A 25,759-nucleotide genomic window follows, 5' to 3' on the forward strand; every position below is an offset into this window, starting at 1 on the left:
ATAGAATTGCGCCTCCTTTTAACGGGCGTATTGCGCCCGGTGGGAATAGCAGCCGGAGTCTGAAATCCAATGCAAAATCAGCAAATCCGTATCAGGTTGAAGGCTTTTGACCATCGCCTGATCGACCAATCAACCCAGGAAATCGTGGAAACCGCGAAACGTACTGGTGCTCAAGTGCGTGGTCCAATTCCACTGCCTACCCGTAAAGAGCGGTTCACCGTTCTGGTTTCCCCGCACGTCAACAAAGACGCGCGTGACCAGTACGAGATCCGCACTCATAAGCGTGTTCTGGACATCGTCCAGCCAACGGATAAAACCGTTGACGCGCTGATGAAGCTTGATCTTGCGGCCGGTGTGGAAGTGCAGATCAGCCTCGGCTAAGACTCGGTCTTGGTCGTGTAACGCTCTGAAATGGGCGGCCATAGCGGGTGAAAGCCCCGTACACTCATGAGGTTTACAACATGACTATTGGTGTAGTCGGTCGTAAATGCGGTATGACCCGTATTTTCACCGAAGAAGGTGTCTCCATTCCGGTCACGGTCATTGAGATCGAGCCGAATCGCGTCACCCAGTTCAAAACTGAAGAGACCGATGGCTATCGTGCAGTGCAAGTCACTGTCGGCGAGCGTCGCGCTTCGCGTGTAACAGCAGCTCAGGCTGGCCACTTCGCTAAAGCGAACGTTGCCGCTGGTCGCACCACCATGGAATTCCGCCTTGAAGAAGGCGAGTACCAGGCTGGCGATCTGATCAACGCTGAAATCTTCGCCGCTGGTCAACTGGTTGATGTAACCGGTCAGTCCAAGGGTAAAGGCTTCCAGGGTACGATCAAGCGTTGGAATTTCCGCGGGCAAGATAACACCCACGGTAACTCCGTATCCCACCGCGTCCCAGGCTCTATCGGCCAGTGCCAGACTCCTGGTCGTGTATTCAAGGGCAAAAAAATGTCCGGTCATATGGGCGCTGAGCGCGTGACCGTGCAGTCCCTGGAAGTAGTGCGCGTGGACGCTGAACGCAATCTGTTGTTGGTCAAGGGTGCTGTTCCTGGCGCTACTGGCGGCAACCTGGTTGTACGTCCAGCAGCCAAGGCTCGCGGTTAAGGGGAAGCTGACATGCAATTAAATGTAAATGACGCTCAAGCGATCGAAGTTTCCGAACTGACATTTGGCGGCGAATTCAACGAGACGCTGGTTCACCAAGCAGTCGTGGCCTACATGGCCGGCGGCCGTCAAGGTAGCAAGCAGCAGAAGACCCGTTCCGACGTTCGTGGTGGCGGCAAGCGCCCATGGCGTCAGAAAGGTACTGGCCGTGCTCGTGCCGGTACTATCCGTAGCCCAATCTGGCGTGGCGGCGGTACCACTTTCGCAGCTCGTCCACAGGATCACTCCCAGAAGCTGAACAAGAAGATGTATCGCGCAGCAATGCGTTCCATCCTTGCTGAGCTGGTGCGTACTGATCGTCTGGTCGTGGTTCAGGATTTCGCTGTTGAAACTCCGAAAACCAAAGATCTGCTGGGCAAACTGAACAACATGAGCCTGACCGACGTTCTGATCGTGTCGGACGCTGTTGATCAGAACCTGTACCTGGCTGCTCGCAACCTGCCGCACGTAGATGTACGGGACGTGCAAGGTTCCGATCCAGTTAGTCTGATCGCATACGACAAGGTGTTGATCACCGTGTCGGCCGTGAAGAAATTCGAGGAGCTGCTGGGATGAACCAGGAACGCGTATTTAAAGTTCTGCTTGGCCCGCACGTTTCCGAGAAGGCTACGGTTCTGGCAGACAAGAAAGGCCAGTTCGTTTTCAAGGTTGCTACCGATGCAACCAAGCTGGAAATCAAGAAGGCCGTCGAAAGCCTGTTCAGCGTGAAAGTAGAGCGCGTCACTACCCTGAATGTTCTGGGTAAGAGCAAGCGCACTGCTCGCGGTCTGGGCAAGCGTAATGACTGGAAGAAGGCGGTTATCTCCCTTCAGCCAGGCCAAGATCTCGATTTCAGCAGCAGTGCTGAGTAAGGAAGGGGTGCATCATGGCAATCGTTAAATGCAAACCGACTTCCCCTGGCCGCCGTTTTGTGGTCAAGGTGGTCAACCAGGAGCTGCATAAAGGCGCTCCTCACGCACCGCTGCTCGAGAAAAAATCGAAGTCTGGTGGTCGTAACAACAATGGCCGTATTACCACTCGTCACATCGGTGGTGGTCATAAGCAGCATTACCGTATGGTCGATTTCCGTCGCAACGACAAAGATGGCATCGTCGCCACTGTCGAGCGTATCGAATACGATCCAAACCGTACTGCTCACATCGCACTGCTGTGCTACGCAGACGGCGAGCGCCGCTACATCATCGCCCCTAAAGGCGTGAGTGCTGGCGACCAGCTGATCGCAGGCGCTCTGGCTCCAATCAAGCCAGGCAACGCTCTGCAACTGCGCAACATTCCAGTCGGTTCTACCGTACACGGCATCGAATTGAAGCCAGGTAAAGGTGCACAGATCGCTCGTTCCGCTGGTTCTTCGGCTCAGCTGATCGCTCGTGAAGGTGTCTACGTGACCCTGCGTCTGCGTTCCGGTGAAATGCGTAAAGTCCTGGCTGAATGCCGTGCGACCCTGGGTGAAGTCTCGAACTCCGAGCACAGCCTGCGTTCGCTGGGTAAAGCTGGTGCCAAACGCTGGCGTGGCGTTCGCCCAACCGTTCGTGGTGTTGCCATGAACCCGGTTGACCACCCACATGGTGGTGGTGAAGGTCGTACCTCTGGTGGTCGTCATCCGGTATCGCCATGGGGCTTCCCGACTAAGGGCGCGAAGACTCGTGGTAATAAGCGTACCGACAAAATGATCGTCCGTCGTCGCAAGTAAATAGAGGGATACGACAGTGCCACGTTCTCTGAAAAAAGGTCCTTTTATTGATCTTCACCTACTGAAGAAGATCGAAGTGGCGGCGGAAAAGAACGATCGCAAACCAATTAAAACCTGGTCGCGTCGTTCGATGATCCTGCCACAAATGGTCGGTCTGACCATCGCAGTACACAACGGTCGTCAGCACGTCCCAGTTCTCGTTAACGAAGACATGGTCGGCCACAAACTGGGCGAGTTCGCCGGTACCCGCAACTATCGCGGGCACGTGGCTGACAAGAAAGCCAAGCGTTAAGGGGTAAGGAAATGGAAGTAGCCGCTAAGTTGTCGGGCGCTCGAATCTCCGCCCAGAAAGCCCGCTTGGTCGCCGACCAGATCCGCGGGAAGAAGGTGGGCGAAGCGCTCAACCTGTTGGCTTTCAGCAGTAAGAAAGCCGCCGAGATCATGAAGAAAGTGCTGGAGTCGGCCGTAGCCAACGCCGAGCATAACGAAGGCGCAGACGTTGATGACCTGAAGGTCAGCACCGTTTTCGTCAACGAAGGGCGTTCGCTGAAGCGCATCATGCCACGTGCCAAAGGCCGTGCTGATCGCATCGTCAAGCGGTCTTGCCATATCACTGTCAAGGTTGCTGACAAGTAACGGAGTCGAAGAGATGGGTCAGAAAGTACATCCCATTGGCATTCGCCTGGGAATCGTCAAGGAGCACACCTCCGTCTGGTACGCAGACGGTCGGACTTATGCGGACTACTTGTTCGCAGATCTGAAAGTGCGTGAGTATCTCCAAGACAAACTAAAAAGCGCGTCCGTAAGCCGTATCGATATCCATCGTCCGGCCCAAACTGCACGCATCACCATCCACACCGCTCGTCCAGGTATCGTTATCGGGAAGAAAGGTGAAGATGTTGAGAAACTGCGTCAGGACCTGACCAAGCAAATGGGTGTGCCTGTGCACATCAATATCGAAGAGATCCGCAAGCCGGAGCTCGACGGTATGCTGGTTGCGCAGAGCGTAGCTCAGCAGCTGGAGCGTCGTGTAATGTTCCGTCGCGCTATGAAGCGCGCTGTACAGAACGCCATGCGCATTGGTGCCAAAGGCATCAAAATCCAAGTGAGCGGTCGTCTCGGCGGTGCTGAAATCGCACGTACTGAATGGTATCGCGAAGGTCGTGTGCCACTGCACACCCTGCGTGCCGACATCGACTATGCCAACTACGAAGCTCACACCACTTACGGTGTGATCGGTGTAAAGGTTTGGATCTTCAAAGGCGAAGTTATTGGTGGTCGCCAAGAAGAACTGAAACCACAAGCACCAGCGCCTCGTAAAAAAGCTGCTAAGTAAGGGGTACGCCAAATGTTGCAACCAAAGCGTACGAAGTTCCGCAAGCAGATGACCGGCCACAACCGTGGTCTGGCACTGCGCGGTAGCAAAGTCAGCTTCGGCGAGTTCGCGCTGAAGTCTGTTGCTCGTGGTCGTCTCACCGCTCGTCAGATCGAGTCAGCGCGTCGTGCTCTGACCCGTCACGTAAAACGTGGCGGCAAGATCTGGATCCGTGTATTCCCGGACAAGCCGATCTCCAAGAAACCTCTCGAGGTTCGTATGGGTAAAGGTAAGGGTAACGTGGAGTACTGGGTTGCCCAGATTCAGCCAGGCAAAGTCCTGTATGAAATCGAGGGTGTTTCTGAAGAGCTGGCGCGTGAGGCTTTCGCCCTGGCTGCTGCAAAGCTGCCGCTCGCCACCTCCTTTGTTAAACGGACGGTGATGTGATGAAAGCGAATGAACTTCGTGAAAAATCCGCACAGCAGCTGAACGAGCAACTGCTCGGCTTGCTGCGCGACCAGTTCAATCTGCGCATGCAGAAAGCAACTGGCCAGTTGGGGCAGTCTCATCTGCTCTCGCAAGTTAAGCGTGACATCGCTCGCGTGAAGACTGTGCTCAACCAGCAGGCAGGTAAGTGATCATGGCTGAAGCCGAAAAAACTGTCCGTACGCTGACTGGCCGTGTTGTCAGCGACAAGATGGACAAAACCATCACCGTTCTGATCGAGCGTCGCGTAAAGCACCCGATCTACGGTAAATACGTTAAGCGTTCGACTAAGCTGCACGCGCACGACGAAACCAATCAGTGCCACATCGGCGACAAAGTCACTATTCGTGAAACTCGTCCGATGGCCAAGACCAAGTCTTGGGCGCTGGTTGATGTTCTCGAACGCGCTGTGGAAGTCTAAGGGCTAGGGGTCGGAGAAATTATATGATTCAGACTCAATCCATGCTCGATGTGGCCGATAACAGCGGCGCTCGCCGTGTTATGTGCATCAAGGTGCTGGGTGGCTCCCATCGTCGTTACGCTGGTATCGGTGACATCATCAAAGTTACCGTGAAGGAAGCAATTCCTCGCGGTAAGGTGAAAAAAGGCCAAGTGATGACTGCTGTTGTAGTCCGCACTCGTCACGGCGTACGTCGTGCTGATGGCTCCATTATCCGCTTTGATGGCAACGCTGCTGTTCTTCTGAACAACAAGCAAGAGCCGATCGGCACCCGTATCTTTGGGCCAGTGACCCGTGAACTTCGTACTGAGAAGTTCATGAAGATCGTCTCGCTCGCCCCAGAAGTGCTGTAAGGAGATCCGACATGCAAAAGATTCGTCGTGACGACGAGATCATCGTGATCGCCGGCAAAGACAAAGGTAAGCGCGGTAAGGTGCTGAAGGTTCTTGCTGACAACCGTCTGGTTGTTGGTGGTCTGAACCTGGTCAAGCGTCATACCAAGCCTAACCCGATGTCGGGCGTACAGGGCGGTATCGTCGAGAAAGAAGCGCCACTGCACGCTTCCAACGTCGCCATCTTCAACGGCGAAACCAACAAGGCTGACCGCGTTGGTTTCAAAGTAGAAGACGGTAAGAAAATTCGTGTCTTCAAGTCGACCCAAAAAGCGGTTGATGCTTGAACACTGCTAGGTAGAAGACCATGGCACGACTAAAAGAGATTTACCGGAAGGAAATCGCTCCGAAACTTAAGGAAGAACTTAAGCTTTCGAACGTGATGGAAGTTCCGCGCGTTACCAAAATCACCCTGAACATGGGTCTGGGCGAAGCGATCGGCGACAAAAAAGTCATCGAGCACGCTGTTGCTGACCTGGAAAAGATCACCGGCCAGAAAGTCGTTGTGACCTACGCTCGTAAATCCATCGCTGGCTTCAAAGTCCGCGAAGGATGGCCGATCGGCGTCAAAGTGACCCTGCGCCGTGAGCGTATGTACGAGTTCCTGGATCGTCTGCTGTCGATCTCCCTGCCTCGGGTTCGCGACTTCCGCGGCCTGAATGCCAAGTCCTTCGATGGTCGTGGCAACTACAGCATGGGCGTGAAAGAGCAGATCATCTTCCCGGAAATCGACTACGACAAGATCGATGCTCTCCGCGGTCTGGACATTACCCTGACCACCACTGCCAAGAACGATGATGAAGGCCGCGCTCTGCTGCGTGCTTTCAAATTCCCGTTCCGCAACTGATTGGAGTAGGAAAATGGCCAAGAAGAGCATGAAGAACCGTGAGCTGAAGCGTCAGCTCACCGTTGCCAAGTACGCCACCAAGCGTGCAGCGCTGAAAGCTATCATCGTCGATCTGAACGCAAGTCCAGAAGCGCGTTGGGAAGCTACCGTAGCTCTGCAGAAGCAACCACGTGACGCAAGCGCTTCGCGCATGCGTAACCGTTGCCGCCTGACTGGTCGTCCGCACGGCGTGTACCGCAAGTTCGGCCTCGGCCGTAACATGCTGCGTCAAGCTGCAATGCGTGGTGACGTGCCAGGTCTGGTTAAAGCCAGCTGGTAATAGTTGTCAAAGTCTCGGTGTTCGGGTTCGCAAGAACCTGACCATCGGTGGCCTTGAATCTGAATCAAGCCCCTTTTGGGGCTTGATTCATTTCTGGGGTGTGTCTAGAATGACCGGCTCGCCTGAGCCCGTGTTTTTCTGCCCGGAAGTTCTCGGCGACAAGTAGTAGCCGCAAGGCTAATTTTTTTGTATTAGGAGCGTCTAGCCCATGAGTATGCAGGACCCGTTAGCGGACATGCTAACTCGAATCCGTAATGCCCAGATGGCTGAAAAGTCTGTCGTAAGCATGCCGTCTTCCACGTTGAAGGCAGCTGTAGCAAAAGTCCTGAAGGACGAAGGTTACATCGCGGATTTTCAGATCACCACCGACGCCAAGCCGTCGCTGTCCATCTCGCTGAAGTACTTCGAAGGCCGTCCGGTTATCGAAGAAGTGAAGCGCGTTAGTCGTCCAGGCCTGCGTCAGTACAAGTCCGTTGAAGATCTGCCGAAAGTTCGTGGCGGTCTTGGCGTGTCTATCGTCTCCACCAACAAAGGTGTGATGACGGATCGTGCTGCGCGCGCTGCCGGTGTCGGCGGCGAAGTTCTTTGCACTGTGTTCTAAGGGGGGATAAGCATGTCTCGCGTCGCTAAGAACCCCGTTAAGCTGCCAGCCGGTGTCGAAGTCAAATTCGCAGGCCAACAGCTTTCGGTGAAGGGTGCCAAGGGTACTCTTGAACTGAACATCCATTCGTCCGTTGAGATCGTTGAAGAAGCTGGTGAGCTGCGTTTCGCTGCTCGCAATGGCGATCAACAAACTCGCGCAATGGCCGGTACCACGCGTGCGTTGGTAAACAACATGGTCCAGGGCGTAAGCCAAGGCTTCGAGCGCAAGCTCCAGCTGGTCGGTGTTGGTTACAAAGCGCAAGCAAAAGGTCAGGTTCTGAACCTGGCTCTTGGCTTCTCGCACCCAGTGGATTACGAACTGCCGGAAGGCATCACCGCTGAGACTCCTAGCCAGACCGATATCCTGATCAAGGGCATCGACAAGCAGCTGGTAGGTCAAGTGGCCGCCGAGATCCGCGACTTCCGTCCACCAGAGCCATACAAAGGCAAAGGTGTGCGCTACGCGGACGAAGTCGTCCGTCGTAAAGAAGCCAAGAAGAAGTAGGGCATAGCAAATGACCGACAAAAAAGTTACTCGACTGCGTCGCGCTCGCAAAGCACGCCTGAAAATGCACGAACTCGAAGTCGTGCGTCTCTGCGTGTTCCGCTCGTCGCAGCACATCTACGCCCAGGTCATCTCGGCCGACGGCAACAAAGTCCTGGCAAGTGCCTCGACTTTGGATAAAGAACTGCGTGATGGTGCCACTGGCAACATCGACGCGGCCACAAAGGTTGGCCAGCTGGTCGCTACGCGTGCTAAGGCCGCTGGCGTATCGCAAGTGGCTTTCGACCGCTCTGGCTTCAAGTACCACGGCCGCGTTAAAGCGCTGGCTGATGCTGCTCGTGAAGCTGGGCTGGAGTTCTAAGTTATGTCAAATAACGACCAAAAGCGCGACGAAGGCTACATCGAGAAGCTGGTTCAAGTTAACCGCGTAGCCAAAACCGTTAAAGGCGGCCGTATCTTCACTTTCACCGCGTTGACCGTGGTTGGTGATGGTAAAGGGCGTGTTGGCTTCGGCCGTGGCAAGTCGCGTGAAGTGCCTGCTGCGATCCAGAAGGCAATGGAAGCTGCTCGCCGCAACATGATTCAAGTTGACCTGAACGGCACCACTCTGCAGTACGCAATGAAGTCCGCTCACGGCGCTTCGAAGGTGTACATGCAGCCTGCTTCTGAAGGTACCGGTATCATCGCTGGCGGCGCTATGCGTGCTGTCCTCGAAGTTGCTGGCGTTCAGAACGTTCTGGCCAAGTGCTACGGCTCGACTAACCCGGTAAACGTGGTTCACGCCACTTTCAAGGGTCTGAAGGCTATGCAGTCTCCTGAGTCCATCGCTGCCAAGCGTGGCCTGCGTGTTGAGGAGATCAAGTAATCATGGCTACCGTTAAAGTTACGCTGATCAAAAGCATGACCGGCCGCATCCCTAACCACAAACTGTGCGTTAAGGGTCTGGGTCTGCGTCGCATCGGTCACACTGTAGAAGTCCAGGATACTCCCGAGAATCGCGGGATGATCAACAAGGCTTACTACATGCTGCGTGTCGAGGGTTAATCGATGAAACTCAATGATCTGAGTCCAGCGCCGGGTTCCCGTCGCGAAAAGCATCGTCCGGGCCGTGGTATCGGTAGTGGTTTGGGCAAGACTGGTGGCCGTGGTCACAAAGGTCAGACCTCCCGCTCCGGTGGCACCATCGCTCCAGGCTTTGAAGGCGGTCAACAGCCGCTGCATCGTCGCCTGCCTAAGTTCGGTTTCGTTTCCCTGAAAGCCATGGATCGCGCAGAAGTGCGTTTGTCCGAGCTGGCCAAAGTGGAAGGCGACATCGTTACTGTGCAGTCCCTGAAAGATGCCAACGTGATCAACGTCAACGTACAGCGTGTGAAAATCATGCTGTCCGGTGAAGTGACTCGCGCTGTCACTATCGGCAAGGGAATCGGCGCCACCAAAGGTGCGCGTGCGGCTATCGAAGCAGCTGGCGGCAAGTTCGAGGAATAAATGGCTAAGCAAGGTGCTCTCTCTGCGCTCGGCAAAGGCGGTATGTCTGAACTCTGGGCTCGTCTGCGTTTTCTGTTCCTGGCGATTATCGTCTACCGAATAGGCGCACACATCCCGGTTCCAGGTATCAACCCGGACCGACTCGCAGACCTGTTTCGACAGAATGAGGGGACCATTCTTAGCTTGTTCAACATGTTCTCCGGCGGCGCGCTGGAACGGATGAGCATCTTTGCACTGGGGATCATGCCGTACATTTCGGCATCGATCATCATGCAACTGATGACCGCCGTCAGCCCGCAGCTGGAGCAGTTGAAGAAGGAAGGTGAAGCTGGCCGTCGCAAGATTAGCCAGTACACCCGCTACCTCACCGTCGCTCTCGCTCTGGTCCAGGCTATTGGCATGTCCATTGGTCTGGCGGGGCAGGGCGTCGCGTTCACTGGTGACTTTGGCTTCCATTTCGTCGCGGTAACCACATTTGTGGCTGGTGCGATGTTCATGATGTGGCTGGGTGAGCAGATTACTGAGCGTGGTGTTGGCAACGGTATCTCGATGTTGATTTTTTCGGGTATCGTCGCCGGTCTTCCGAGAGCAATCGGGCAGTCTTTCGAGTCTGCGCGTCAGGGTGATATCAACATCTTCGCCCTGGTTGCCATCGGTTTGCTGGCAGTAGCGATTATCGGTTTCGTGGTGTTCATTGAGCGTGGTCAGCGTCGTATTGCTGTTCACTACGCCAAGCGTCAGCAGGGCCGCAAGGTTTTTGCTGCGCAGACAAGCCACTTGCCGCTGAAGGTGAACATGGCCGGTGTTATTCCGGCTATTTTCGCGAGCAGCATCTTGCTGTTTCCGGCTTCGTTGGGTGCCTGGTTCGGTCAGTCTGAAGGTATGGGCTGGTTGCAGGACATCTCGCAGTCGATCGCTCCTGGTCAGCCGTTGAATATTCTGCTGTTTAGTGCAGGGATTATTTTCTTCTGCTTCTTCTATACGGCGTTGATGTTCAATCCGAAAGACGTAGCGGAAAACCTGAAGAAGTCCGGTGCCTTTATTCCGGGCATCCGTCCAGGTGAGCAGTCTGCGCGCTATATTGATGGCGTTCTGACCCGCTTGACCCTGTTCGGTGCTCTTTACATGACGGCCGTGTGCCTGTTGCCCCAATTTCTGGTGGTTGCAGCAAACGTTCCGTTCTACCTTGGCGGGACCTCGTTGCTGATCGTGGTCGTGGTTGTGATGGACTTCATGTCCCAAGTACAATCGCACCTCGTTTCGCACCAGTACGAATCCCTGATGAAGAAAGCCAACCTGAAGGGTTACGGCAGCGGCATGTTGCGCTGAGTACCCATAAGGTTCGAGGAGTTGGTGATGAAAGTTCGTGCATCGGTGAAAAAGCTGTGCCGTAACTGCAAGATTATTCGCCGCGAAGGTGTTGTTCGAGTAATTTGCAGCGCGGAACCGCGTCACAAACAGCGCCAAGGCTGAGTGTGATTGTGCTTCAAGCCCGGTAGCTAGTGCGCTACCGGGTTGATTATTTGTTATTACAGCGATATTATCTCGCGCCCTATTTCTTGGCTTCCGGGGCGTAGGTAGCTGTCAATTGGAGTCCCACTGAATGGCCCGTATTGCAGGCGTTAACATTCCAGATAACAAGCATACTGTTATCTCGCTGACCTACATCTATGGTGTTGGTCGCACTACTGCGCAGAAGATCTGTGCAGTGACTGGGGTAAACCCAGCAGCAAAGATCAAAGATCTGAGCGACGAGCAAATTGAACAGCTGCGTGGCGAAGTGGCGAAGTTCACCACTGAAGGTGACCTGCGTCGCGAAATCAACATGAAAATCAAGCGCTTGATGGACCTCGGTTGCTATCGCGGTCTGCGTCATCGTCGTGGTCTGCCAGTACGCGGTCAGCGTACCAAGACCAACGCGCGTACCCGTAAAGGTCCGCGTAAGCCGATCCGCAAGTAATCGCCCCAGCGAATCGACAGGAATTTAATCATGGCAAAACCTGCTGCTCGTCCTCGTAAAAAAGTTAAAAAGACAGTGGTTGATGGCATCGCCCACATCCATGCATCTTTTAACAACACCATCGTGACCATTACCGACCGTCAAGGTAACGCTCTTTCCTGGGCTACCTCCGGTGGTTCGGGTTTCCGCGGTTCCCGCAAGTCCACCCCGTTCGCTGCTCAAGTAGCTGCTGAGCGTGCTGGTCAAGCTGCGCTGGAATACGGCCTGAAAAACCTCGACGTAAACGTCAAGGGTCCAGGTCCAGGTCGTGAATCCGCAGTCCGCGCTTTGAACGGCTGTGGCTACAAGATCGCCAGCATCACCGACGTGACGCCAATCCCGCACAACGGGTGCCGTCCGCCGAAGAAGCGCCGCGTGTAATCCAGGAGATTGTAAAGAATGGCTCGTTACATTGGTCCAAAATGCAAACTCGCTCGTCGCGAAGGCACCGATCTCTTCCTGAAGAGCGGCGTGCGCGCGATCGAATCGAAGTGCAACATTGAAGCAGCACCTGGTATCCACGGCCAACGCCGCGGTCGCCAGTCCGACTACGGCACCCAACTGCGCGAAAAGCAGAAGGTCCGTCGTATCTACGGCGTTCTCGAGCGTCAGTTCAGCGGCTACTACAAAGAAGCTGCTGGCAAGAAAGGTGCAACCGGTGAAAACCTGCTGCAACTGCTCGAATGCCGTCTGGACAACGTTGTATACCGTATGGGCTTTGGTTCGACTCGTGCCGAATCCCGTCAACTGGTATCGCACAAGTCGATCAGCGTTAACGGTCAGACCGTAAACGTTCCGTCGTATCAGGTTCGTGCTGGTGACGTGGTTGCAGTTCGCGAGAAAGCAAAAAACCAACTTCGCATTGTCCAAGCTCTCGATCTGTGTGCCCAACGTGGCCGCGTAGAATGGGTAGAAGTAGACACTGAGAAGAAGTCGGGCGTTTTCAAGAACGTTCCTGCTCGCAGTGATCTGTCCGCCGACATCAACGAAAGCCTGATTGTCGAGCTCTACTCCAAGTAAGGGCTAGAAAATAGGTGCATCCATGCAGATTTCGGTAAATGAGTTCCTGACACCCCGCCACATTGATGTGCAGGTTGTCAGTCCAACCCGCGCCAAGATCACTCTCGAGCCTCTCGAGCGTGGTTTTGGCCACACCCTGGGCAACGCGCTGCGCCGCATCCTGTTGTCCTCAATGCCCGGCTGCGCAGTAGTCGAGGCCGAGATTGACGGTGTGCTCCACGAGTACAGCGCCATCGAAGGTGTACAGGAAGACGTAATTGAAATCCTGTTGAACCTTAAAGGTCTGGCCATCAAGCTGCACGGTCGTGACGAAGTTACGCTGACCTTGTCGAAGAAGGGTTCGGGGGTGGTTACCGCTGCCGATATTCAGCTGGATCATGATGTCGAGATCGTTAATCCCGATCACGTAATCGCTAACCTGGCGTCTAACGGCGCCCTGAACATGAAGCTCACCGTAGCTCGTGGTCGTGGTTATGAACCAGCCGACTCGCGTCAGAGCGATGAAGACGAAAGCCGCAGCATCGGTCGCTTGCAGCTCGACTCTTCGTTCAGCCCGGTTCGCCGTATCGCTTACGTGGTGGAAAACGCCCGTGTCGAGCAGCGTACCAACCTGGACAAGCTGGTTATTGATCTGGAAACCAACGGTACTTTGGATCCTGAAGAGGCTATCCGTCGCGCTGCAACCATCCTGCAACAGCAGCTGGCTGCGTTCGTCGACCTCAAAGGTGAAAGTGAGCCGCTGGTTGTCGAGCAGGAAGACGAGATCGATCCGATCCTGCTTCGCCCGGTTGACGATCTGGAACTGACTGTACGTTCGGCTAACTGCCTTAAGGCGGAAAACATCTACTACATCGGCGACCTGATTCAGCGTACCGAAGTAGAGCTGTTGAAGACTCCGAACCTGGGCAAGAAATCCTTGACTGAAATCAAGGACGTTCTGGCCTCCCGCGGTCTGTCCCTCGGCATGCGCCTCGACAACTGGCCGCCTGCAAGTCTTAAGAAGGACGACAAGGCGACTGCCTGATCGTCGTAATCACCGAACGTAGTGTTTGGTAAGGAATGAACCATGCGTCATCGTAAAAGTGGTCGTCACCTGAGCCGCACCAGCTCGCACCGCAAGGCCATGTTCCAAAACATGGCGGTGTCGCTGTTCGAGCACGAGCTGATCAAAACTACTCTGCCAAAAGCCAAAGAACTGCGCCGCGTCGCCGAACCGCTGATCACTCTGGCCAAGACAGACAGCCTGGCTAACCGCCGTCTGGCTTTCGACCGTACTCGTTCGAAAGCTATCGTTGGTAAGCTCTTCAACGACCTGGGCAAGCGTTACGCTACCCGTGAGGGTGGCTACTTGCGCATCCTCAAGTGCGGTTTCCGCGCTGGCGACAACGCGCCTATGGCGTACGTCGAGTTGGTTGATCGTGCTACTGCTGGCGAAGCTGTATCCGCCGAGTAAGACGTCAGTCTGAAACAAAGAACCGGGCCTAGTGCCCGGTTTTTTGTGCCTGTAAGAAATGCGCCGTCTGTACAAGTTTCTGACATGGTTGAACTGCCACTATGTGCTGGGAAAACATAATTAGTAATTATCTATCGATGCCTGCAAGTTAATGAATTTGTAGCTGTAACGTCGATGATCAATACTTCCCGCCAAGCCCATTAGCCGGCAGTTCAAGACTGACAGAGGAAGAAGACCGCATGAGCCAGACCAAGACGCTTACAACCGCCAGTGGCGCGCCAGTCGCTGACAACCAGAATTCCCGTTCCGCCGGCCCACGCGGTCCGCTGCTTCTCGACGATTTCCATCTGATCGAAAAACTTGCGCACTTCAACCGTGAAAACATTCCAGAACGCCGTGTGCACGCTAAAGGCTCAGGCGCCTACGGCACGTTCACCGTCACCCGTGACATCACTGAATACACCAGTGCGAAGTTGTTCGAGTCGGTAGGCAAACAAACGCCAACCTTTCTGCGCTTTTCTACCGTAGGTGGCGAGCGTGGTTCGGCCGACACTGAGCGCGATCCGCGCGGCTTCGCCTTGAAGTTCTATACCGAGGAAGGCAATTGGGACATCGTCGGCAACAACACGCCAGTGTTCTTCATCCGCGATCCGCTGAAATTTCCTGACTTTATCCACACGCAAAAGCGTCTGCCGCAAAGCAACCTGAAGAGCGCGCAGATGATGTGGGATTTCTGGTCGCATTCGCCTGAAGCGCTGCACCAGGTCACCATCCTGTTTTCTGATCGTGGCATCCCTGACGGCTACCGTCACATGCACGGCTTCGGTAGCCACACCTACAGCCTGATCAACGCCAAAGGCGAGCGTCATTGGGTGAAGTGGCACTACAAGACCCAGCAGGGCATCAAGAACCTGGCGCCAGCCGAGGCCGCCCGTTTGGCCGGTACCGACCCGGACTATGCGCAGCGTGACCTGTTCGAGGCCATCGAGCGCGGTGAATTCCCGAAATGGCGCGTGTGCATTCAGATCATGACCGAAGCGCAAGCGGCGGCTCATTACGAGAATCCGTTCGACGTGACCAAGACCTGGTCGCAGAAGGAGTTCCCGCTGATCGAAGTCGGTGAGCTGGAGTTGAATCGCAACCCGCTGAACTACTTCGCGGAAGTTGAACAGGCTGCGTTTGGCCCGAGCAACATGGTGCCAGGTGTCGGTCTGTCGCCAGACCGCATGCTGCAAGGCCGTGTATTCGCCTACGCTGACGCGCACCGTTACCGTGTGGGCACCAATCACCAGCAATTGCCGGTGAACGCTCCGCGCAGCCCGGTGAATACTTATCAGCGTGACGGCTCCATGGCGTTCGGCAGCAATGGCGGCGCGGCGCCGAACTATGAACCGAACAGCTACGTTGAGTCGCCGAAGCAAGCGCCGCATTACGCGGAGCCAGCGCTGGCCTTGAGCGGTGCCGCTGATCGTTATGATCACCGCGAAGACACCGACTACTACAGCCATGCCGGTGCCTTGTTCCGCCTGATGAGCGACGAGCAGAAAGCATTGCTGGTCAGCAACATCGCCGGTGCGATGGCGGGTGTTTCCAGCGACGTCGTCGATCGCCAGTTGCAGCATTTCTACAAAGCCGATCCGGCGTATGGAGAAGCAATCGCAAAACTGCTCAACTGACAGCTTAACGTAGTCTAAACGAGAAGCAGAACCGCCCTCATTTGGGCGGTTTTTGCGTTATTTGGCCTGCTTTTCTCAGAATATCTTCGCTTTTATTGCGCGAAGCGAGTGACCTTCCGGTCAGGTTGGTTCAAACTACAGACTTTCAGGAAGGGAGATGTAGGGCGATGCAAGGCCACCCAGATGTAATCGATTACCTCAATACGTTGCTGACCGGCGAGCTGGCCGCGCGTGACCAGTATTTCGTTCATTCGCGGATGTATGAGGACTGGGGGTTCACCAAGCTCTACGAGCGCATCAACCACGAGATGGAAGAAGAAGCCGGCCACGCCGATGCGTTGATGCGGCGGATTCTGATGCTCGAAGGCACGCCGCGCATGCGTCCGGATGATCTGGATGTCGGTACCACGGTGCCTACGATGCTCGAAGCGGATCTGCGCCTCGAATACAAAGTCCGCGCTGCGCTGTGCAAAGGCATCGAACTTTGCGAGCAACACAAGGACTATGTCAGCCGCGAAATTCTGCGGGTTCAGCTCAACGACACCGAAGAAGATCACACCTACTGGCTGGAAAAGCAGCTGGGCCTGATCAAGCTGATCGGTCTCCAGAACTACCTGCAATCCCACGCGTCCTGATTGCACGGTTACAAAAAAGCCCCTGTCACTTCAATGGTGACAGGGGCTTTTTCATGCCTGGCAGTTACGCCCGATCACGGATCAGCAGTGGCTTGAGGTAATGGCCGGTGTGAGATTGCTTCATCTCGGCAACTTCCTCCGGCGTACCGGTGGCAATGATCTGCCCGCCTTTGGAACCGCCTTCAGGACCGAGGTCCACCAGCCAGTCAGCGGTCTTGATCACATCGAGGTTGTGCTCGATGACCACCACAGTGTTGCCGTGGTCGCGCAGACGATGCAGAACATCGAGTAACTGCTGGATATCGGCGAAGTGCAGGCCGGTGGTTGGCTCGTCGAGGATGTACAAGGTTTTGCCAGTATCGCGTTTGGACAGCTCGCGCGACAACTTGACCCGCTGTGCTTCACCGCCGGACAGGGTCGTTGCCGACTGCCCGAGCTTGATGTAGGACAGGCCGACATCCATCAGCGTTTGCAGCTTGCGCGCCAGTGCCGGCACTGCATCGAAGAACTCCCGTGCTTCCTCGATGGTCATTTCGAGGGTTTCATGGATGCTCTTGCCCTTGTATTTGATCTCAAGGGTTTCGCGGTTGTAGCGCTTGCTCTTGCACACATCGCAGGGCACGTAGATGTCCGGCAGGAAGTGCATTTCCACCTTGATCAGGCCATCGCCCTGGCACGCTTCGCAGCGACCGCCCTTGACGTTGAACGAGAAACGCCCCGGGCCGTAACCACGGGAGCGCGACTCGGGCACGCCGGCAAACAGTTCGCGGATCGGCGTGAACAGCCCGGTATAAGTCGCCGGGTTGGAGCGCGGCGTACGGCCGATCGGGCTCTGGTCGATATCGACGACTTTGTCGAGATGTTCCAGACCTTTGATGCTGTCATGCGCAGCCGCTTCCAGCGTGGTCGCGCCATTCAGTGCGGTGGCGCTGAGCGGGAACAGCGTGTTGTTGATCAGTGTCGATTTGCCCGAACCGGATACGCCAGTCACGCAAGTCAGCAGGCCGATCGGGATGTCCAGATCGACGTTGCGCAGGTTGTTGCCACGCGCACCTTTGAGCGACAGGTTGAGCTTCTTGTTGCGCGGCGTGCGTTTGGCCGGCACTTCGATCTTCACCCGGCCGGACAGGTATTTGCCGGTCAGCGAATCCGGGTGCGCCATGACTTCATCCGGCGTGCCCTCGGCAACGATCTGCCCGCCGTGCACACCGGCGCCCGGGCCGATATCGACGACATAGTCAGCCAGACGAATCGCGTCTTCATCGTGCTCGACCACGATCACCGTGTTGCCGATATCGCGCAAATGCTTGAGCGTACCGAGCAGCCGATCGTTGTCGCGCTGATGCAGGCCAATGGACGGTTCGTCGAGGATATACAGAACGCCGACCAAACCGGCGCCAATCTGGCTGGCCAGACGAATCCGTTGCGCCTCGCCACCGGACAATGTGTCGGCACTGCGATCCAGCGACAGATAGTCGAGGCCGACGTTGACCAGAAATTGCAGACGCTCGCGGATTTCCTTGAGGATCTTGTCGGCGATCTCGCCACGCCGACCGGTCATCTTCAGCGCACCGAAATATTCGCAGGCATCGCCGATCGGCAGATTGGTCACTGCCGGCAGGGTTTTCTCGCCGACCCAGACGTGCCGTGCTTCGCGGCGCAAACGCGTGCCACGGCAATCCGGGCAGGCCTGATGGCTGAGGAACTTGGCCAGCTCTTCGCGCACGCTCGCCGATTCGGTTTCGCGGTAACGACGCTCAAGATTCGGCACGATGCCTTCGAACGGGTGCGAGCGTTTGACGATGTCGCCACGGTCGTTCAGGTATTTGAAGTCGACGTTCTGCGAGCCGCTGCCATGCAGGATGAACTTCTGCTGCTCGGCGCTCAGCTCGTTGAAGGGCTTGTCCAGGCTGAACTTGTAGTGCGAGGCGAGTGAGCCAAGCATCTGGAAGTAATAGACGTTGCGCCGGTCCCAGCCACGGATCGCGCCCTCGGCCAGGGTCAGCTCGCCATTGACCAGACGCTTGATGTCGAAGAACTGCTTCACGCCCAAGCCATCACAGGTCGGGCAGGCGCCGGCCGGGTTGTTGAAGGAAAACAGCTTGGGTTCCAGCTCGCTGATCGCATGGCCGCAGATCGGGCAGGCGAAGCGTGCGGAGAAGATCATTTCTTCGCCGGACTCGTCGTCCATCGGTGCGACCAGGGCAATGCCGTCGGCGAGTTTCAGCGCGGTCTCGAAAGATTCGGCCAGACGCTGCTGCAGATCGGCGCGGACCTTGAAGCGGTCGACGATCACATCGATCGAATGCTTCTTTTGTTTATCCAGCTTCGGCAGCTCGTCGAGCTCGCAAATGCGTCCGTTGACCCGGGCGCGGACGAAACCCTGCGCACGCAATTCTTCGAAGACCGACAGGTGTTCGCCTTTGCGTTCGCGGATCACCGGTGCCAGCAACATCAGTTTGCTGCCTTCCGGCTGCGCCAGCACCAGATCGACCATCTGACTGACGGTCTGCGCTTCCAGTGGAATGTCGTGATCCGGGCAACGCGGCGTACCCACGCGGGCATAGAGCAAGCGCAAGTAGTCGTAGATTTCGGTGATGGTGCCGACCGTCGAACGCGGGTTGTGCGAGGTCGACTTCTGTTCGATGGAGATCGCCGGCGACAGGCCTTCGATGGTGTCGACGTCGGGTTTTTCCATCATCGACAGGAACTGCCGGGCATAGGCCGACAGCGATTCGACATAGCGGCGCTGACCTTCGGCATACAGCGTGTCGAACGCCAGGGACGACTTGCCGGATCCGGACAGGCCGGTGATGACGATCAGTTTGTCCCGCGGCAGGGTCAGGTCGATGTTCTTCAGGTTGTGGGTACGGGCCCCACGTATCAGGATCTTGTCCAAAGTGGCCTCGCTTGGCGGGCGTCGAAAACGTAGGAGTATACGGGCAAATACTGGATGGATGCACACTATCAAACGAAGGGCGTTTTGCCGTTCATGAAGAGAGTTTCATCTATACGCGTCATAGCGTCGCGATATACCCCGTCTTCCGATGGGACTGGTAGAATCGCCGCCGGTTCACACGAGGTTTTTCCATGCACGATCCCCACAGCGAACGCATGAGTGGCAGCGAGACCCGCGCGGCGAGCGGTCTGGCCCTGGTGTTCGCCTTCCGTATGCTTGGCATGTTCATGGTGTTGCCGGTGCTGGCGACCTATGGCATGGATCTGGCGGGAGCGACCCCGGCCCTGATCGGGCTGGCGATTGGCGCTTACGGTCTGACCCAGGCAATTTTCCAGATTCCGTTCGGGATCATTTCCGACCGCATCGGTCGCCGGCCGGTGATCTACCTCGGCCTGATCGTCTTCGCTCTCGGCAGTGTTCTGGCTTCCCAGGCCGATTCGATCTGGGGTGTGATCGCCGGGCGGATCCTGCAAGGCGCCGGGGCGATTTCCGCAGCGGTGATGGCGCTGCTTTCCGACCTGACCCGCGAGCAGCATCGGACCAAAGCCATGGCGATGATCGGCATGACCATCGGCCTGTCGTTCGCCGTGGCGATGGTAGTCGGGCCGTTACTGACCAGTGCGTTCGGGCTGTCCGGGCTGTTCCTCGCCACTGGCGCCATGGCGCTGCTCGGCATCCTGATCATCATGTTCATGGTGCCGCAATCCACCGGGCCGTTGCAGCACCGGGAATCCGGAGTGGCCCGGCAGGCGCTGATGCCGACGCTCAAGCACCCGGACCTGCTGCGCCTGGATCTGGGCATCTTTGTGTTACATGCCATGTTGATGTCGAGCTTCGTCGCCTTGCCGCTGGCACTGGTGGAAAAAGCCGGTCTGCCCAAGGAACAGCACTGGTGGGTCTACCTCACCGCGTTGCTGATTTCGTTCTTCGCCATGATCCCGTTCATTATCTACGGCGAGAAGAAACGCAAAATGAAACGAGTTTTGCTCGGCGCCGTCATGACATTGATGCTGACTGAACTATTCTTTTGGCAGTTCGGCGATAGCCTGCGTGCTCTGGTGATCGGTACGGTGGTGTTTTTCACCGCGTTCAATCTGCTCGAGGCATCGTTGCCGTCGCTGATCAGCAAGGTTTCACCGGCAGGCGGCAAGGGCACGGCCATGGGCGTGTACTCCACCAGCCAGTTCCTCGGTTCGGCACTCGGCGGGATACTCGGCGGCTGGTTGTTCCAGCATGGCGGTCTGTCGGTTGTGTTCCTCGGATGCGCCGCGCTGGCTGCACTTTGGCTGGCCTTTGCTGTTACCATGCGCGAACCTCCCTACGTGACGAGCCTGCGCTTGCCGTTGTCGCCCGAAGCGATCCGCGAAGCGGGTCTGGTCGAGCGCCTCAAGGCCCTGGTAGGGGTAACAGATGCAGTGATAGTCGCCGAAGAGGCGGCTGTTTACATCAAACTGGACAAAGAATTAGTGGATCGCAGCACCCTCGAACGCCTGGTCAACAACCCGGCCGGGGCTGCGTGCGACGCTTAGGAGAACGTTATGGCCCGTGGGGTTAACAAAGTCATATTGGTCGGCACTTGCGGCCAGGATCCCGAAGTTCGCTACCTGCCTAACGGTAACGCCGTGACCAACCTGAGTCTGGCCACCAGCGAACAATGGACCGACAAGCAGACCGGTCAGAAGGTCGAGAAGACCGAGTGGCACCGTGTGTCGATGTTCGGCAAGGTGGCCGAGATTGCCGGTGAATACCTGCGCAAGGGTTCGCAGGTCTACATCGAAGGCAAGCTGCAGACCCGCGAGTGGGAAAAGGACGGCATCAAGCGTTACACCACTGAAATCGTGGTCGACATGCAAGGCACCATGCAACTGCTCGGCGGCCGTCCACAACAGGGCGATCAGCAAGGCGGCGGCAACAACTACCAGCAGCAGGCGCCACGTCAGCAGGCACCGCGCCCGCAGCAGTCGGCTCCACAGCAGCGTTCGGCTCCGGCACCTCAGCAGGCCGCACCGCAACCGGCTCCGGATTTCGACAGCTTCGATGACGATATTCCGTTCTGAAACTGATCGCTTCCAGGCAAAGCCCTCGCAATAGCGGGGGCTTTGTCGTTTTGCAGGGGCATTGATGAAAAGAATGCCCGGCAACTGACCAATGAGTCGGGTTGGACATCCGGAAAGTTTTTTGCACGGAGGCTTGAAGGCCGTCGCGGGCCGCTCCATGATCGCTCTCGAGGAATGCCAACTCAGTTCATTCCCGCAGCGTTTTCAGGCGCTCTGAAGCCTGTCTCCCCATAAGAACAAGAGAATTTCATGAGCACTCGCAAGAACAAGGAAATCGAGTATTTGCGCGGGGCGGCCATTCTCATGACGGTCCTGACCCACCTCTCTCAATTGTTGCCGTTCCATGACTCGTCCTTGTTGAGCCTGTTCAACGTGTACTCCCCATGGACCGGGGTGGATTTGTTCTTCTGTATTTCAGGCTACGTCGTCAGCAAGGCGTATCTCGACTATTTCGATAGCCACCGTGAGCAGAACAGATTCGGATTGGCCGCGACTTCGTTCTGGATCCGGCGGGCTTATCGCCTCTTGCCCACAGCGTGGTTGTGGGTGCTGATACCGTTGGCGTTTTCAATTTTTTTCAACGAGTCGAATGCGTTTCAGTCGTGGTTTTACAACCTGCGCAGTTTTACTGCTGTGGCTACGTTCACTGGCAACCTGGCCAATCAGTACGGTTTGTTGCTTGGCCCGAACTCGGTGTACTGGAGCCTGGCGCTGGAGGAGCAGTTCTACCTCATCTTCCCGCTTTTTCTGCTACTGGTGACATCGGCGCGCTGGCGGGTGATTATTCTGCTTGCCTTGATCGCCCTGCAGTTCGGCTTTGATCGCAATGGTTTTGCGGCGCCCCCGGCGCCGATGCTGTTCTCCTTCAGGCTCGATGCGATGATGTGGGGCATCGTGCTTTGCCTGTTCTCCCGCACTTCGCTTTATAAAGACATCGAGCCGGTTGCGCTCGGTGCCAGTATCTTCAAGCGTTTGGCGACCACGCTGTTTTTGCTGTATCTGTTGGGTGCCATCGCAGGGCAGATGATCGCGGTGCCGATTGCTGTTGGTCTGGTCGCGATGACGGCCGTGGTCATTGTCTGGCTCGCCAGTTACCAGAAGGGCTACATCTACTGTCCTTCTGTTTTCCAGAGCCTGTTCGAATGGCTGGGTTCACGGTCTTACGCTTTGTACGTTGTGCACATATTCGCCTACCACCTGAGTACCGAGATCTGGACGCGGATTGCGTCCACTAGCGGCGCGACGCTGGGGGCCGGGCACACGATCGAACTGTTGCTCACTGCGTTGCTGATCATGGTGGTGTGCAGCGAACTGAATTACCGATTCGTTGAAACACCACTGCGTCGCCGTGGCGCTGAAATAGCCCGACGCAGAATGGCAAGAGTGTCGACGGATGAACCGTCCAGAGACGAGGTTCCGATACGGGATGGGTCACGAACAACCGAAGTGTCGTAACGGGGATGAAAAGCCGTAGCGCGCCAGCGCTATGGCTTTTTCATGTCTGGCAGTTCAGTCGAGAATGAGATGCGGCAGGAAGCGACTTGAATCTTTGGTGATCAGACTATTGTCCTCGCGCACACCAATCCCCGCCGCCTCATCACCAATCACCCACGAGCCAATCAGCGTGTAGCTGTCGCCAAACTTCGGCAGCGGCGCGAACTGCTGCAGGATGAACGGCGCATCGGTGTAAGGCCCGTCCTCTTTGACGATCAGGCCTTCCGCTGTTTGCAGTTCGATGTTGGCACCTTCGCGGGAAAAGTACGGCTTGCGCACCCAGCCCTTCGGCACGGCACTCTGCGGATTCGGATCAAGGTGCGCAGCGAGCAGATTCGGATGTCCCTTGTGCAATTCCCACAGCAGCGGCAGCGCACCTTTGTTCGACAGGATCGCCTTCCACGCCGGTTCGAAAAACTGCGTATCGCACTCGGCGATTGCCGCGCCGAACGGTTCGTGGAAGATGAATTCCCAGGCGTGCAGCTTGAACAGGTGCGGGATCCAGCGATCCTGCAGATCGACGAAACGACCCTCAGCCGTCAGGCCGATGTCTTCGATATCGATGTGGCGTGATTCGATGCCGACCTTTTCCGCGATCAGCCGCAGATAGTCGGTGGTGCCTTTGTCCTCGACCGAGTCCTTCATCGAGGCAAAGTAGAACGGCCGCTTCAACTGCAACTCGGCGAAGGCCTGATGCAGCTTGGTGTCGATGCTGTTGAACTGGTCGGCATGCCGGGGCAAGGTGCCGCGTTCGATGCATTGCTCCAGCCAGCCCCACTGAAACGCCGCCGCTTCATAGAGGCTGGTCGGCGTGTCGTAGTTGAGTTCCAGCAGTTTCGCCGGCCCGTTGCCGCTGTAGGAAAAGTCCATGCGACCGTACAGATGCGGATGACCTTCACGCCAGGAGGTGCGGATCATGTCGTAGTACGCCGCCGGGATGCTGAGGCGATCGAGCAACTCCTCGCTGTCGACCACGCGATCAACCAGGTCCATGCACATCTCGTGCAGTTCGGTGGTCGGGTCTTCCAGATCGTTTTCGATCTGCGCCAGGCTGAACTGGTAGTAGGCGCTTTCGTCCCAGTACGGTTCGTCGTCGATGGTGTGGAACAGGAAACCGAGACTCTCGGCGGTGTGTTTCCAGTCGGGGCGCTCGGCGCAGTGGATCTTTTTCATGTCAGCTGCTCGAGCGTCCGGAACTGCTGCCCCAGCCACCCCAACCGCTGCGGGCGCTGGACTGACTGCCGAAGCCGCCGCGCGAAGTCGACGAGGCAACATTCACCGGCTTGCTCTTGCTGCTCTCGTAATCCGACTGGCTGCGCGAGGTTGTGTCAGCTCGGCGGTACTGCGTTGAGGTGTTGTACGGCTGGCGCGTTTCGCGATCACGGTAAACGGTGCGTTCGGCGTTGTTGCTCATTGCGTTGCCGATCAGCCAGCCCGTCAGCCAGCCATTGCCGCCGCCACCTGAGCCACCAGAATAGTGCGAGCCGCCGTGGCTTGCGCTGCTGCTAGTGGTGGAGTCGCCCGCCGGCATTTGCGAATTGGCGATGGCATCGAGATCCTGCGGCGTCTCGGCATTGCCCGGCACTTTGAAGCCGCCGAGTTTCGGCACGAAACGGCCATCGGAATTTTTCTGACACCAGCCAGCGGCAAAGTCTGCGTCGCACTTGGCCTTGTCGGTGTAGGCCGGGGCGATGCGCCGGTGCTCGTTCAGGGCGGCGACGTAGGCGCTGGAGCAGAGATCGGCGGCCACTTCGGCGTCGACACACTGTTCAACGCTCTGGAAGTTGCGCGGCTGATCCAGCGCCGCTGCTTCACCGGAAATCGCCATCGCCACGGACGCGGCGAGGGACAATTGCACGTATTTGCTGCGTTTCATCGAGAGGCTTCCTGCCGGTCAGTGGGACGGGGTCATGCACGCGGCATTGAGCATGCCGACGCTGATCGCCACGGCCGCCACATAGATGCCGGCGGCGACTTCGCCGTTGGCGATGCGCTGGGACGTGCCCTTGAGCACCAGCCCGGTCGCAACGAACGCCAACAGCTGCACGACGGCGGCGATGACCGCCCAGAGGACGAAGTCGAGCATGTTGACCGAGTAGGCGATCACGTTGCTCGCCGGAATCGCGAAACCGATGATCGCCCCGGACAGGGCAATGGCGGCGGCAGTGTTGCCGGCGCGGATCAGCTCGAATTCCTTGTGCGCGGTAATGCGCGTGTAGACGAATTGAAACAGCATGAACAGCAACACGGCGCCGATCAGGTAGACGACAAAACCGACCAGCGCGGTTTTGTTCAGGGAAACGGCCAAGACTTCCAGCATGAAAAACTTCCTTTTTTAAATGGCGCTCAAATCAGTCGTGTACAGCGAGATGCCCAGCGAGGTGCTCAGGCTGACGGTGCCTTCTTCGTCCTGTTCGACGGAGAACAGCAGCAGTTCGCGGCGATCGGTCAGGCCGGTGTCGCGGGCATACAGCATGGCGTGGTGCTTGATGGTGTAGGACTCGTCCGGGTTGACCACGTGTTCGGTCATTGGCACCAGTTCGGTCTGATGCAGCTCGGTGCCCCATTCGCGGGTGTATTCAACACCGTTGTGGTTGTAGGTCGGCAGACCGATCAGGCTGTTGGGGCCTGCCAGACGCTGGAGTTCGGCGTCACTGTTGACCGTTACATAGCTGAGGTAATTGAACAGGGTGACCGACTCGACCTGATCGTCGCCGGTGACGTGGATCTGCACCCAGAAATCCTCGTCGTTCATGTAGTAGCGGTGCAGCTTGTTGGACTGGCCGAGATCGACCCAGCCGGCGCTCCACACCGCTTGATCGAATGGCACCCGCACCGAAGTCGAGCCTTCCAGCAGCAATGCCAGGGTCGTGTCGAAGCGCACGCCTTTGCCTTGTGCCATGCCCAGTGGACCGCTGGCGCCGGTGCTCGTTGGCGCAGCGGTCTGCCAATTGCTGGTGCCGAGCAAGTCTTTAAACCATCCCATGGGTACGTTCCTTGAAGCGGGTGGAGGTGTTCGGGGGTGAAAAAGTGGCGGTAGTGTACCGATCCGAGCGACGAACGAGCAGACAAAATGAAAAGGTTGTGCGGGGGGACGAATCCCTTTGTAGGAGCTGCCGAAGGCTGCGATCTTTTGATCTTGTCTTTTAAAAGCAACATCAAAAGATC

General features: G+C 56.8%; 38 protein-coding genes. 33 read left to right on the plus strand and 5 right to left on the minus strand.

Annotation, left to right across the window (positions count from 1 at the left end):
* Positions 1-69: 69 nt before the first annotated feature.
* From rpsJ to bfr, 30 genes are all read left to right on the plus strand, one after another.
* Entirely contained in the window at positions 70-381 is a 312-nt protein-coding gene (rpsJ, locus tag F8N49_RS08915; RefSeq protein WP_003186070.1) for a 30S ribosomal protein S10, read from the plus strand.
* A gap of 80 nt (positions 382-461) precedes the next feature.
* Complete coding sequence (rplC, locus tag F8N49_RS08920; RefSeq protein WP_003228738.1) at positions 462-1,097, plus strand: 50S ribosomal protein L3; 636 nt, start codon at positions 462-464, stop codon at positions 1,095-1,097.
* 12 nt (positions 1,098-1,109) lie between these two features.
* On the plus strand, positions 1,110-1,712 hold the full coding sequence (gene rplD / locus F8N49_RS08925; RefSeq protein WP_003228735.1) for a 50S ribosomal protein L4: 603 nt from the start codon (positions 1,110-1,112) through the stop codon (positions 1,710-1,712).
* A complete protein-coding gene (rplW, locus tag F8N49_RS08930; RefSeq protein WP_002555488.1) occupies positions 1,709-2,008 on the plus strand; it encodes a 50S ribosomal protein L23 in 300 nt (99 codons plus the stop codon). Before rplD ends, rplW begins: the two co-directional genes overlap by 4 nt.
* Before the next feature lie 14 nt (positions 2,009-2,022).
* The gene (gene rplB / locus F8N49_RS08935; RefSeq protein ID WP_151551176.1) at positions 2,023-2,847 is read left to right on the plus strand and encodes a 50S ribosomal protein L2; all 825 of its coding nucleotides are present in this window, start codon (positions 2,023-2,025) and stop codon (positions 2,845-2,847) included.
* Between the two features lie 16 nt (positions 2,848-2,863).
* Positions 2,864-3,139, plus strand: a complete 276-nt coding sequence (gene rpsS / locus F8N49_RS08940) for a 30S ribosomal protein S19 (RefSeq protein WP_011336172.1) — start codon at positions 2,864-2,866, stop codon at positions 3,137-3,139.
* An 11-nt stretch (positions 3,140-3,150) separates the two neighbouring features.
* Positions 3,151-3,483 carry a 50S ribosomal protein L22 gene (rplV, locus tag F8N49_RS08945; RefSeq protein WP_003103908.1) on the plus strand — a complete coding sequence of 111 codons (333 nt, stop codon included), beginning with the start codon at positions 3,151-3,153 and terminating at the stop codon, positions 3,481-3,483.
* Between the two features lie 13 nt (positions 3,484-3,496).
* The gene (gene rpsC, locus F8N49_RS08950) at positions 3,497-4,183 is read left to right on the plus strand and encodes a 30S ribosomal protein S3 (RefSeq protein WP_003176422.1); all 687 of its coding nucleotides are present in this window, start codon (positions 3,497-3,499) and stop codon (positions 4,181-4,183) included.
* 12 nt (positions 4,184-4,195) lie between these two features.
* Positions 4,196-4,609 carry a 50S ribosomal protein L16 gene (gene rplP / locus F8N49_RS08955; protein WP_003228729.1) on the plus strand — a complete coding sequence of 138 codons (414 nt, stop codon included), beginning with the start codon at positions 4,196-4,198 and terminating at the stop codon, positions 4,607-4,609.
* Positions 4,609-4,800, plus strand: coding sequence for a 50S ribosomal protein L29 (rpmC, locus tag F8N49_RS08960; RefSeq protein WP_002555481.1), 192 nt, complete (start codon positions 4,609-4,611; stop codon positions 4,798-4,800). The genes rplP and rpmC overlap by 1 nt, the downstream gene beginning before the upstream one ends.
* 2 nt (positions 4,801-4,802) lie before the next feature.
* Positions 4,803-5,069: a 30S ribosomal protein S17 gene (gene rpsQ / locus F8N49_RS08965; protein WP_003194644.1), complete on the plus strand. Its 267-nt coding sequence runs from the start codon at positions 4,803-4,805 to the stop codon at positions 5,067-5,069.
* Positions 5,070-5,092: 23 nt separating this feature from the next.
* The gene (gene rplN, locus F8N49_RS08970; protein ID WP_002555479.1) at positions 5,093-5,461 is read left to right on the plus strand and encodes a 50S ribosomal protein L14; all 369 of its coding nucleotides are present in this window, start codon (positions 5,093-5,095) and stop codon (positions 5,459-5,461) included.
* A gap of 11 nt (positions 5,462-5,472) precedes the next feature.
* Positions 5,473-5,787: a 50S ribosomal protein L24 gene (gene rplX / locus F8N49_RS08975; RefSeq protein ID WP_003186046.1), complete on the plus strand. Its 315-nt coding sequence runs from the start codon at positions 5,473-5,475 to the stop codon at positions 5,785-5,787.
* Positions 5,788-5,807: 20 nt separating this feature from the next.
* On the plus strand, positions 5,808-6,347 hold the full coding sequence (gene rplE, locus F8N49_RS08980) for a 50S ribosomal protein L5 (RefSeq protein ID WP_003210069.1): 540 nt from the start codon (positions 5,808-5,810) through the stop codon (positions 6,345-6,347).
* 13 nt (positions 6,348-6,360) lie between these two features.
* Positions 6,361-6,666, plus strand: coding sequence for a 30S ribosomal protein S14 (gene rpsN / locus F8N49_RS08985; protein WP_003186042.1), 306 nt, complete (start codon positions 6,361-6,363; stop codon positions 6,664-6,666).
* Between the two features lie 208 nt (positions 6,667-6,874).
* Positions 6,875-7,267, plus strand: coding sequence for a 30S ribosomal protein S8 (gene rpsH, locus F8N49_RS08990; RefSeq protein WP_016772944.1), 393 nt, complete (start codon positions 6,875-6,877; stop codon positions 7,265-7,267).
* A 12-nt stretch (positions 7,268-7,279) separates the two neighbouring features.
* Positions 7,280-7,813, plus strand: coding sequence for a 50S ribosomal protein L6 (gene rplF / locus F8N49_RS08995; RefSeq protein ID WP_003228722.1), 534 nt, complete (start codon positions 7,280-7,282; stop codon positions 7,811-7,813).
* Between the two features lie 10 nt (positions 7,814-7,823).
* Positions 7,824-8,174: a 50S ribosomal protein L18 gene (gene rplR, locus F8N49_RS09000; RefSeq protein WP_003186037.1), complete on the plus strand. Its 351-nt coding sequence runs from the start codon at positions 7,824-7,826 to the stop codon at positions 8,172-8,174.
* 3 nt (positions 8,175-8,177) lie between these two features.
* Positions 8,178-8,678: a 30S ribosomal protein S5 gene (gene rpsE, locus F8N49_RS09005; protein ID WP_007955637.1), complete on the plus strand. Its 501-nt coding sequence runs from the start codon at positions 8,178-8,180 to the stop codon at positions 8,676-8,678.
* A gap of 2 nt (positions 8,679-8,680) precedes the next feature.
* Positions 8,681-8,857: a 50S ribosomal protein L30 gene (rpmD, locus tag F8N49_RS09010; protein ID WP_003176408.1), complete on the plus strand. Its 177-nt coding sequence runs from the start codon at positions 8,681-8,683 to the stop codon at positions 8,855-8,857.
* Positions 8,858-8,860: 3 nt separating this feature from the next.
* Entirely contained in the window at positions 8,861-9,298 is a 438-nt protein-coding gene (rplO, locus tag F8N49_RS09015; protein WP_003228720.1) for a 50S ribosomal protein L15, read from the plus strand.
* On the plus strand, positions 9,299-10,627 hold the full coding sequence (secY, locus tag F8N49_RS09020) for a preprotein translocase subunit SecY (RefSeq protein WP_016772945.1): 1,329 nt from the start codon (positions 9,299-9,301) through the stop codon (positions 10,625-10,627).
* Positions 10,628-10,654: 27 nt separating this feature from the next.
* On the plus strand, positions 10,655-10,771 hold the full coding sequence (gene rpmJ, locus F8N49_RS09025; protein WP_002555468.1) for a 50S ribosomal protein L36: 117 nt from the start codon (positions 10,655-10,657) through the stop codon (positions 10,769-10,771).
* 130 nt (positions 10,772-10,901) lie between these two features.
* The gene (rpsM, locus tag F8N49_RS09030; protein WP_003186020.1) at positions 10,902-11,258 is read left to right on the plus strand and encodes a 30S ribosomal protein S13; all 357 of its coding nucleotides are present in this window, start codon (positions 10,902-10,904) and stop codon (positions 11,256-11,258) included.
* A gap of 30 nt (positions 11,259-11,288) precedes the next feature.
* Positions 11,289-11,678, plus strand: a complete 390-nt coding sequence (gene rpsK, locus F8N49_RS09035; protein ID WP_002555466.1) for a 30S ribosomal protein S11 — start codon at positions 11,289-11,291, stop codon at positions 11,676-11,678.
* Between the two features lie 18 nt (positions 11,679-11,696).
* The gene (gene rpsD, locus F8N49_RS09040) at positions 11,697-12,317 is read left to right on the plus strand and encodes a 30S ribosomal protein S4 (RefSeq protein ID WP_003176404.1); all 621 of its coding nucleotides are present in this window, start codon (positions 11,697-11,699) and stop codon (positions 12,315-12,317) included.
* Positions 12,318-12,339: 22 nt separating this feature from the next.
* The gene (rpoA, locus tag F8N49_RS09045; protein WP_016772946.1) at positions 12,340-13,341 is read left to right on the plus strand and encodes a DNA-directed RNA polymerase subunit alpha; all 1,002 of its coding nucleotides are present in this window, start codon (positions 12,340-12,342) and stop codon (positions 13,339-13,341) included.
* A 42-nt stretch (positions 13,342-13,383) separates the two neighbouring features.
* Entirely contained in the window at positions 13,384-13,770 is a 387-nt protein-coding gene (rplQ, locus tag F8N49_RS09050) for a 50S ribosomal protein L17 (RefSeq protein WP_003176402.1), read from the plus strand.
* A gap of 239 nt (positions 13,771-14,009) precedes the next feature.
* Positions 14,010-15,446 carry a catalase gene (locus F8N49_RS09055; protein ID WP_024014520.1) on the plus strand — a complete coding sequence of 479 codons (1,437 nt, stop codon included), beginning with the start codon at positions 14,010-14,012 and terminating at the stop codon, positions 15,444-15,446.
* A 167-nt stretch (positions 15,447-15,613) separates the two neighbouring features.
* Positions 15,614-16,081 carry a bacterioferritin gene (gene bfr, locus F8N49_RS09060; protein WP_071173746.1) on the plus strand — a complete coding sequence of 156 codons (468 nt, stop codon included), beginning with the start codon at positions 15,614-15,616 and terminating at the stop codon, positions 16,079-16,081.
* A gap of 64 nt (positions 16,082-16,145) precedes the next feature.
* Here the strand turns inward: bfr and uvrA are convergent, their stop codons facing one another.
* The gene (gene uvrA, locus F8N49_RS09065; protein WP_071173745.1) at positions 16,146-18,980 is read right to left on the minus strand and encodes an excinuclease ABC subunit UvrA; all 2,835 of its coding nucleotides are present in this window, start codon (positions 18,978-18,980) and stop codon (positions 16,146-16,148) included.
* A gap of 191 nt (positions 18,981-19,171) precedes the next feature.
* On the opposite strand from uvrA, the gene F8N49_RS09070 reads away from it, so the two are divergent.
* From F8N49_RS09070 to F8N49_RS09080, 3 genes are all read left to right on the plus strand, one after another.
* Positions 19,172-20,569, plus strand: a complete 1,398-nt coding sequence (locus F8N49_RS09070; RefSeq protein WP_024014518.1) for an MFS transporter — start codon at positions 19,172-19,174, stop codon at positions 20,567-20,569.
* Positions 20,570-20,578: 9 nt separating this feature from the next.
* Positions 20,579-21,097, plus strand: a complete 519-nt coding sequence (locus F8N49_RS09075; RefSeq protein WP_003228709.1) for a single-stranded DNA-binding protein — start codon at positions 20,579-20,581, stop codon at positions 21,095-21,097.
* A 249-nt stretch (positions 21,098-21,346) separates the two neighbouring features.
* Positions 21,347-22,552 carry an acyltransferase gene (locus tag F8N49_RS09080; RefSeq protein ID WP_151551177.1) on the plus strand — a complete coding sequence of 402 codons (1,206 nt, stop codon included), beginning with the start codon at positions 21,347-21,349 and terminating at the stop codon, positions 22,550-22,552.
* A 54-nt stretch (positions 22,553-22,606) separates the two neighbouring features.
* On the opposite strand, the gene F8N49_RS09085 is transcribed toward F8N49_RS09080, so the two are convergent.
* The 4 genes from F8N49_RS09085 to F8N49_RS09100 are packed head-to-tail and all read right to left on the minus strand — an operon-like array spanning position 22,607 to position 25,577.
* Complete coding sequence (locus F8N49_RS09085; protein WP_151551178.1) at positions 22,607-23,764, minus strand: glutathionylspermidine synthase family protein; 1,158 nt, start codon at positions 23,762-23,764, stop codon at positions 22,607-22,609.
* Between the two features lies 1 nt (position 23,765).
* A complete protein-coding gene (locus F8N49_RS09090) occupies positions 23,766-24,467 on the minus strand; it encodes a DUF1190 domain-containing protein (RefSeq protein ID WP_024014516.1) in 702 nt (233 codons plus the stop codon).
* A gap of 18 nt (positions 24,468-24,485) precedes the next feature.
* Entirely contained in the window at positions 24,486-24,911 is a 426-nt protein-coding gene (locus F8N49_RS09095) for a DUF350 domain-containing protein (protein WP_122506585.1), read from the minus strand.
* Between the two features lie 15 nt (positions 24,912-24,926).
* Entirely contained in the window at positions 24,927-25,577 is a 651-nt protein-coding gene (locus tag F8N49_RS09100; protein WP_110603738.1) for a DUF2491 family protein, read from the minus strand.
* Positions 25,578-25,759 lie beyond the last annotated feature (182 nt).

This window comes from Pseudomonas sp. GXM4, from assembly GCF_008923895.1.
GTDB lineage: Bacteria > Pseudomonadota > Gammaproteobacteria > Pseudomonadales > Pseudomonadaceae > Aquipseudomonas > Aquipseudomonas atacamensis.

Excerpts from the sequence above, each read along its gene's own strand:
- rplD (WP_003228735.1), top strand. The coding sequence starts at position 1,110 with ATGCAATTAAATGTAAATGACGCTCAAGCGATCGAAGTTTCCGAACTG.
- rpsH (WP_016772944.1), top strand. The coding sequence starts at position 6,875 with ATGAGTATGCAGGACCCGTTAGCGGACATGCTAACTCGAATCCGTAAT.
- rpsJ (WP_003186070.1), top strand. The coding sequence starts at position 70 with ATGCAAAATCAGCAAATCCGTATCAGGTTGAAGGCTTTTGACCATCGC.
- F8N49_RS09090 (WP_024014516.1), bottom strand. The coding sequence starts at position 24,467 with ATGAAACGCAGCAAATACGTGCAATTGTCCCTCGCCGCGTCCGTGGCG.
- rplX (WP_003186046.1), top strand. The coding sequence starts at position 5,473 with ATGCAAAAGATTCGTCGTGACGACGAGATCATCGTGATCGCCGGCAAA.
- F8N49_RS09100 (WP_110603738.1), bottom strand. The coding sequence starts at position 25,577 with ATGGGATGGTTTAAAGACTTGCTCGGCACCAGCAATTGGCAGACCGCT.
- bfr (WP_071173746.1), top strand. The coding sequence starts at position 15,614 with ATGCAAGGCCACCCAGATGTAATCGATTACCTCAATACGTTGCTGACC.
- rplN (WP_002555479.1), top strand. The coding sequence starts at position 5,093 with ATGATTCAGACTCAATCCATGCTCGATGTGGCCGATAACAGCGGCGCT.
- F8N49_RS09070 (WP_024014518.1), top strand. The coding sequence starts at position 19,172 with ATGCACGATCCCCACAGCGAACGCATGAGTGGCAGCGAGACCCGCGCG.
- F8N49_RS09055 (WP_024014520.1), top strand. The coding sequence starts at position 14,010 with ATGAGCCAGACCAAGACGCTTACAACCGCCAGTGGCGCGCCAGTCGCT.
- F8N49_RS09085 (WP_151551178.1), bottom strand. The coding sequence starts at position 23,764 with ATGAAAAAGATCCACTGCGCCGAGCGCCCCGACTGGAAACACACCGCC.
- rplE (WP_003210069.1), top strand. The coding sequence starts at position 5,808 with ATGGCACGACTAAAAGAGATTTACCGGAAGGAAATCGCTCCGAAACTT.
- F8N49_RS09095 (WP_122506585.1), bottom strand. The coding sequence starts at position 24,911 with ATGCTGGAAGTCTTGGCCGTTTCCCTGAACAAAACCGCGCTGGTCGGT.
- rpsC (WP_003176422.1), top strand. The coding sequence starts at position 3,497 with ATGGGTCAGAAAGTACATCCCATTGGCATTCGCCTGGGAATCGTCAAG.
- rpsQ (WP_003194644.1), top strand. The coding sequence starts at position 4,803 with ATGGCTGAAGCCGAAAAAACTGTCCGTACGCTGACTGGCCGTGTTGTC.
- rpsM (WP_003186020.1), top strand. The coding sequence starts at position 10,902 with ATGGCCCGTATTGCAGGCGTTAACATTCCAGATAACAAGCATACTGTT.
- rplC (WP_003228738.1), top strand. The coding sequence starts at position 462 with ATGACTATTGGTGTAGTCGGTCGTAAATGCGGTATGACCCGTATTTTC.
- rplF (WP_003228722.1), top strand. The coding sequence starts at position 7,280 with ATGTCTCGCGTCGCTAAGAACCCCGTTAAGCTGCCAGCCGGTGTCGAA.
- F8N49_RS09080 (WP_151551177.1), top strand. The coding sequence starts at position 21,347 with ATGAGCACTCGCAAGAACAAGGAAATCGAGTATTTGCGCGGGGCGGCC.
- rplP (WP_003228729.1), top strand. The coding sequence starts at position 4,196 with ATGTTGCAACCAAAGCGTACGAAGTTCCGCAAGCAGATGACCGGCCAC.
- rplV (WP_003103908.1), top strand. The coding sequence starts at position 3,151 with ATGGAAGTAGCCGCTAAGTTGTCGGGCGCTCGAATCTCCGCCCAGAAA.
- rplR (WP_003186037.1), top strand. The coding sequence starts at position 7,824 with ATGACCGACAAAAAAGTTACTCGACTGCGTCGCGCTCGCAAAGCACGC.
- secY (WP_016772945.1), top strand. The coding sequence starts at position 9,299 with ATGGCTAAGCAAGGTGCTCTCTCTGCGCTCGGCAAAGGCGGTATGTCT.
- rpmC (WP_002555481.1), top strand. The coding sequence starts at position 4,609 with ATGAAAGCGAATGAACTTCGTGAAAAATCCGCACAGCAGCTGAACGAG.
- rpsN (WP_003186042.1), top strand. The coding sequence starts at position 6,361 with ATGGCCAAGAAGAGCATGAAGAACCGTGAGCTGAAGCGTCAGCTCACC.
- rpsK (WP_002555466.1), top strand. The coding sequence starts at position 11,289 with ATGGCAAAACCTGCTGCTCGTCCTCGTAAAAAAGTTAAAAAGACAGTG.
- F8N49_RS09075 (WP_003228709.1), top strand. The coding sequence starts at position 20,579 with ATGGCCCGTGGGGTTAACAAAGTCATATTGGTCGGCACTTGCGGCCAG.
- rplO (WP_003228720.1), top strand. The coding sequence starts at position 8,861 with ATGAAACTCAATGATCTGAGTCCAGCGCCGGGTTCCCGTCGCGAAAAG.
- rpmJ (WP_002555468.1), top strand. The coding sequence starts at position 10,655 with ATGAAAGTTCGTGCATCGGTGAAAAAGCTGTGCCGTAACTGCAAGATT.
- rplQ (WP_003176402.1), top strand. The coding sequence starts at position 13,384 with ATGCGTCATCGTAAAAGTGGTCGTCACCTGAGCCGCACCAGCTCGCAC.
- rpsD (WP_003176404.1), top strand. The coding sequence starts at position 11,697 with ATGGCTCGTTACATTGGTCCAAAATGCAAACTCGCTCGTCGCGAAGGC.
- rpsE (WP_007955637.1), top strand. The coding sequence starts at position 8,178 with ATGTCAAATAACGACCAAAAGCGCGACGAAGGCTACATCGAGAAGCTG.
- rpmD (WP_003176408.1), top strand. The coding sequence starts at position 8,681 with ATGGCTACCGTTAAAGTTACGCTGATCAAAAGCATGACCGGCCGCATC.
- rpoA (WP_016772946.1), top strand. The coding sequence starts at position 12,340 with ATGCAGATTTCGGTAAATGAGTTCCTGACACCCCGCCACATTGATGTG.
- rplB (WP_151551176.1), top strand. The coding sequence starts at position 2,023 with ATGGCAATCGTTAAATGCAAACCGACTTCCCCTGGCCGCCGTTTTGTG.
- rplW (WP_002555488.1), top strand. The coding sequence starts at position 1,709 with ATGAACCAGGAACGCGTATTTAAAGTTCTGCTTGGCCCGCACGTTTCC.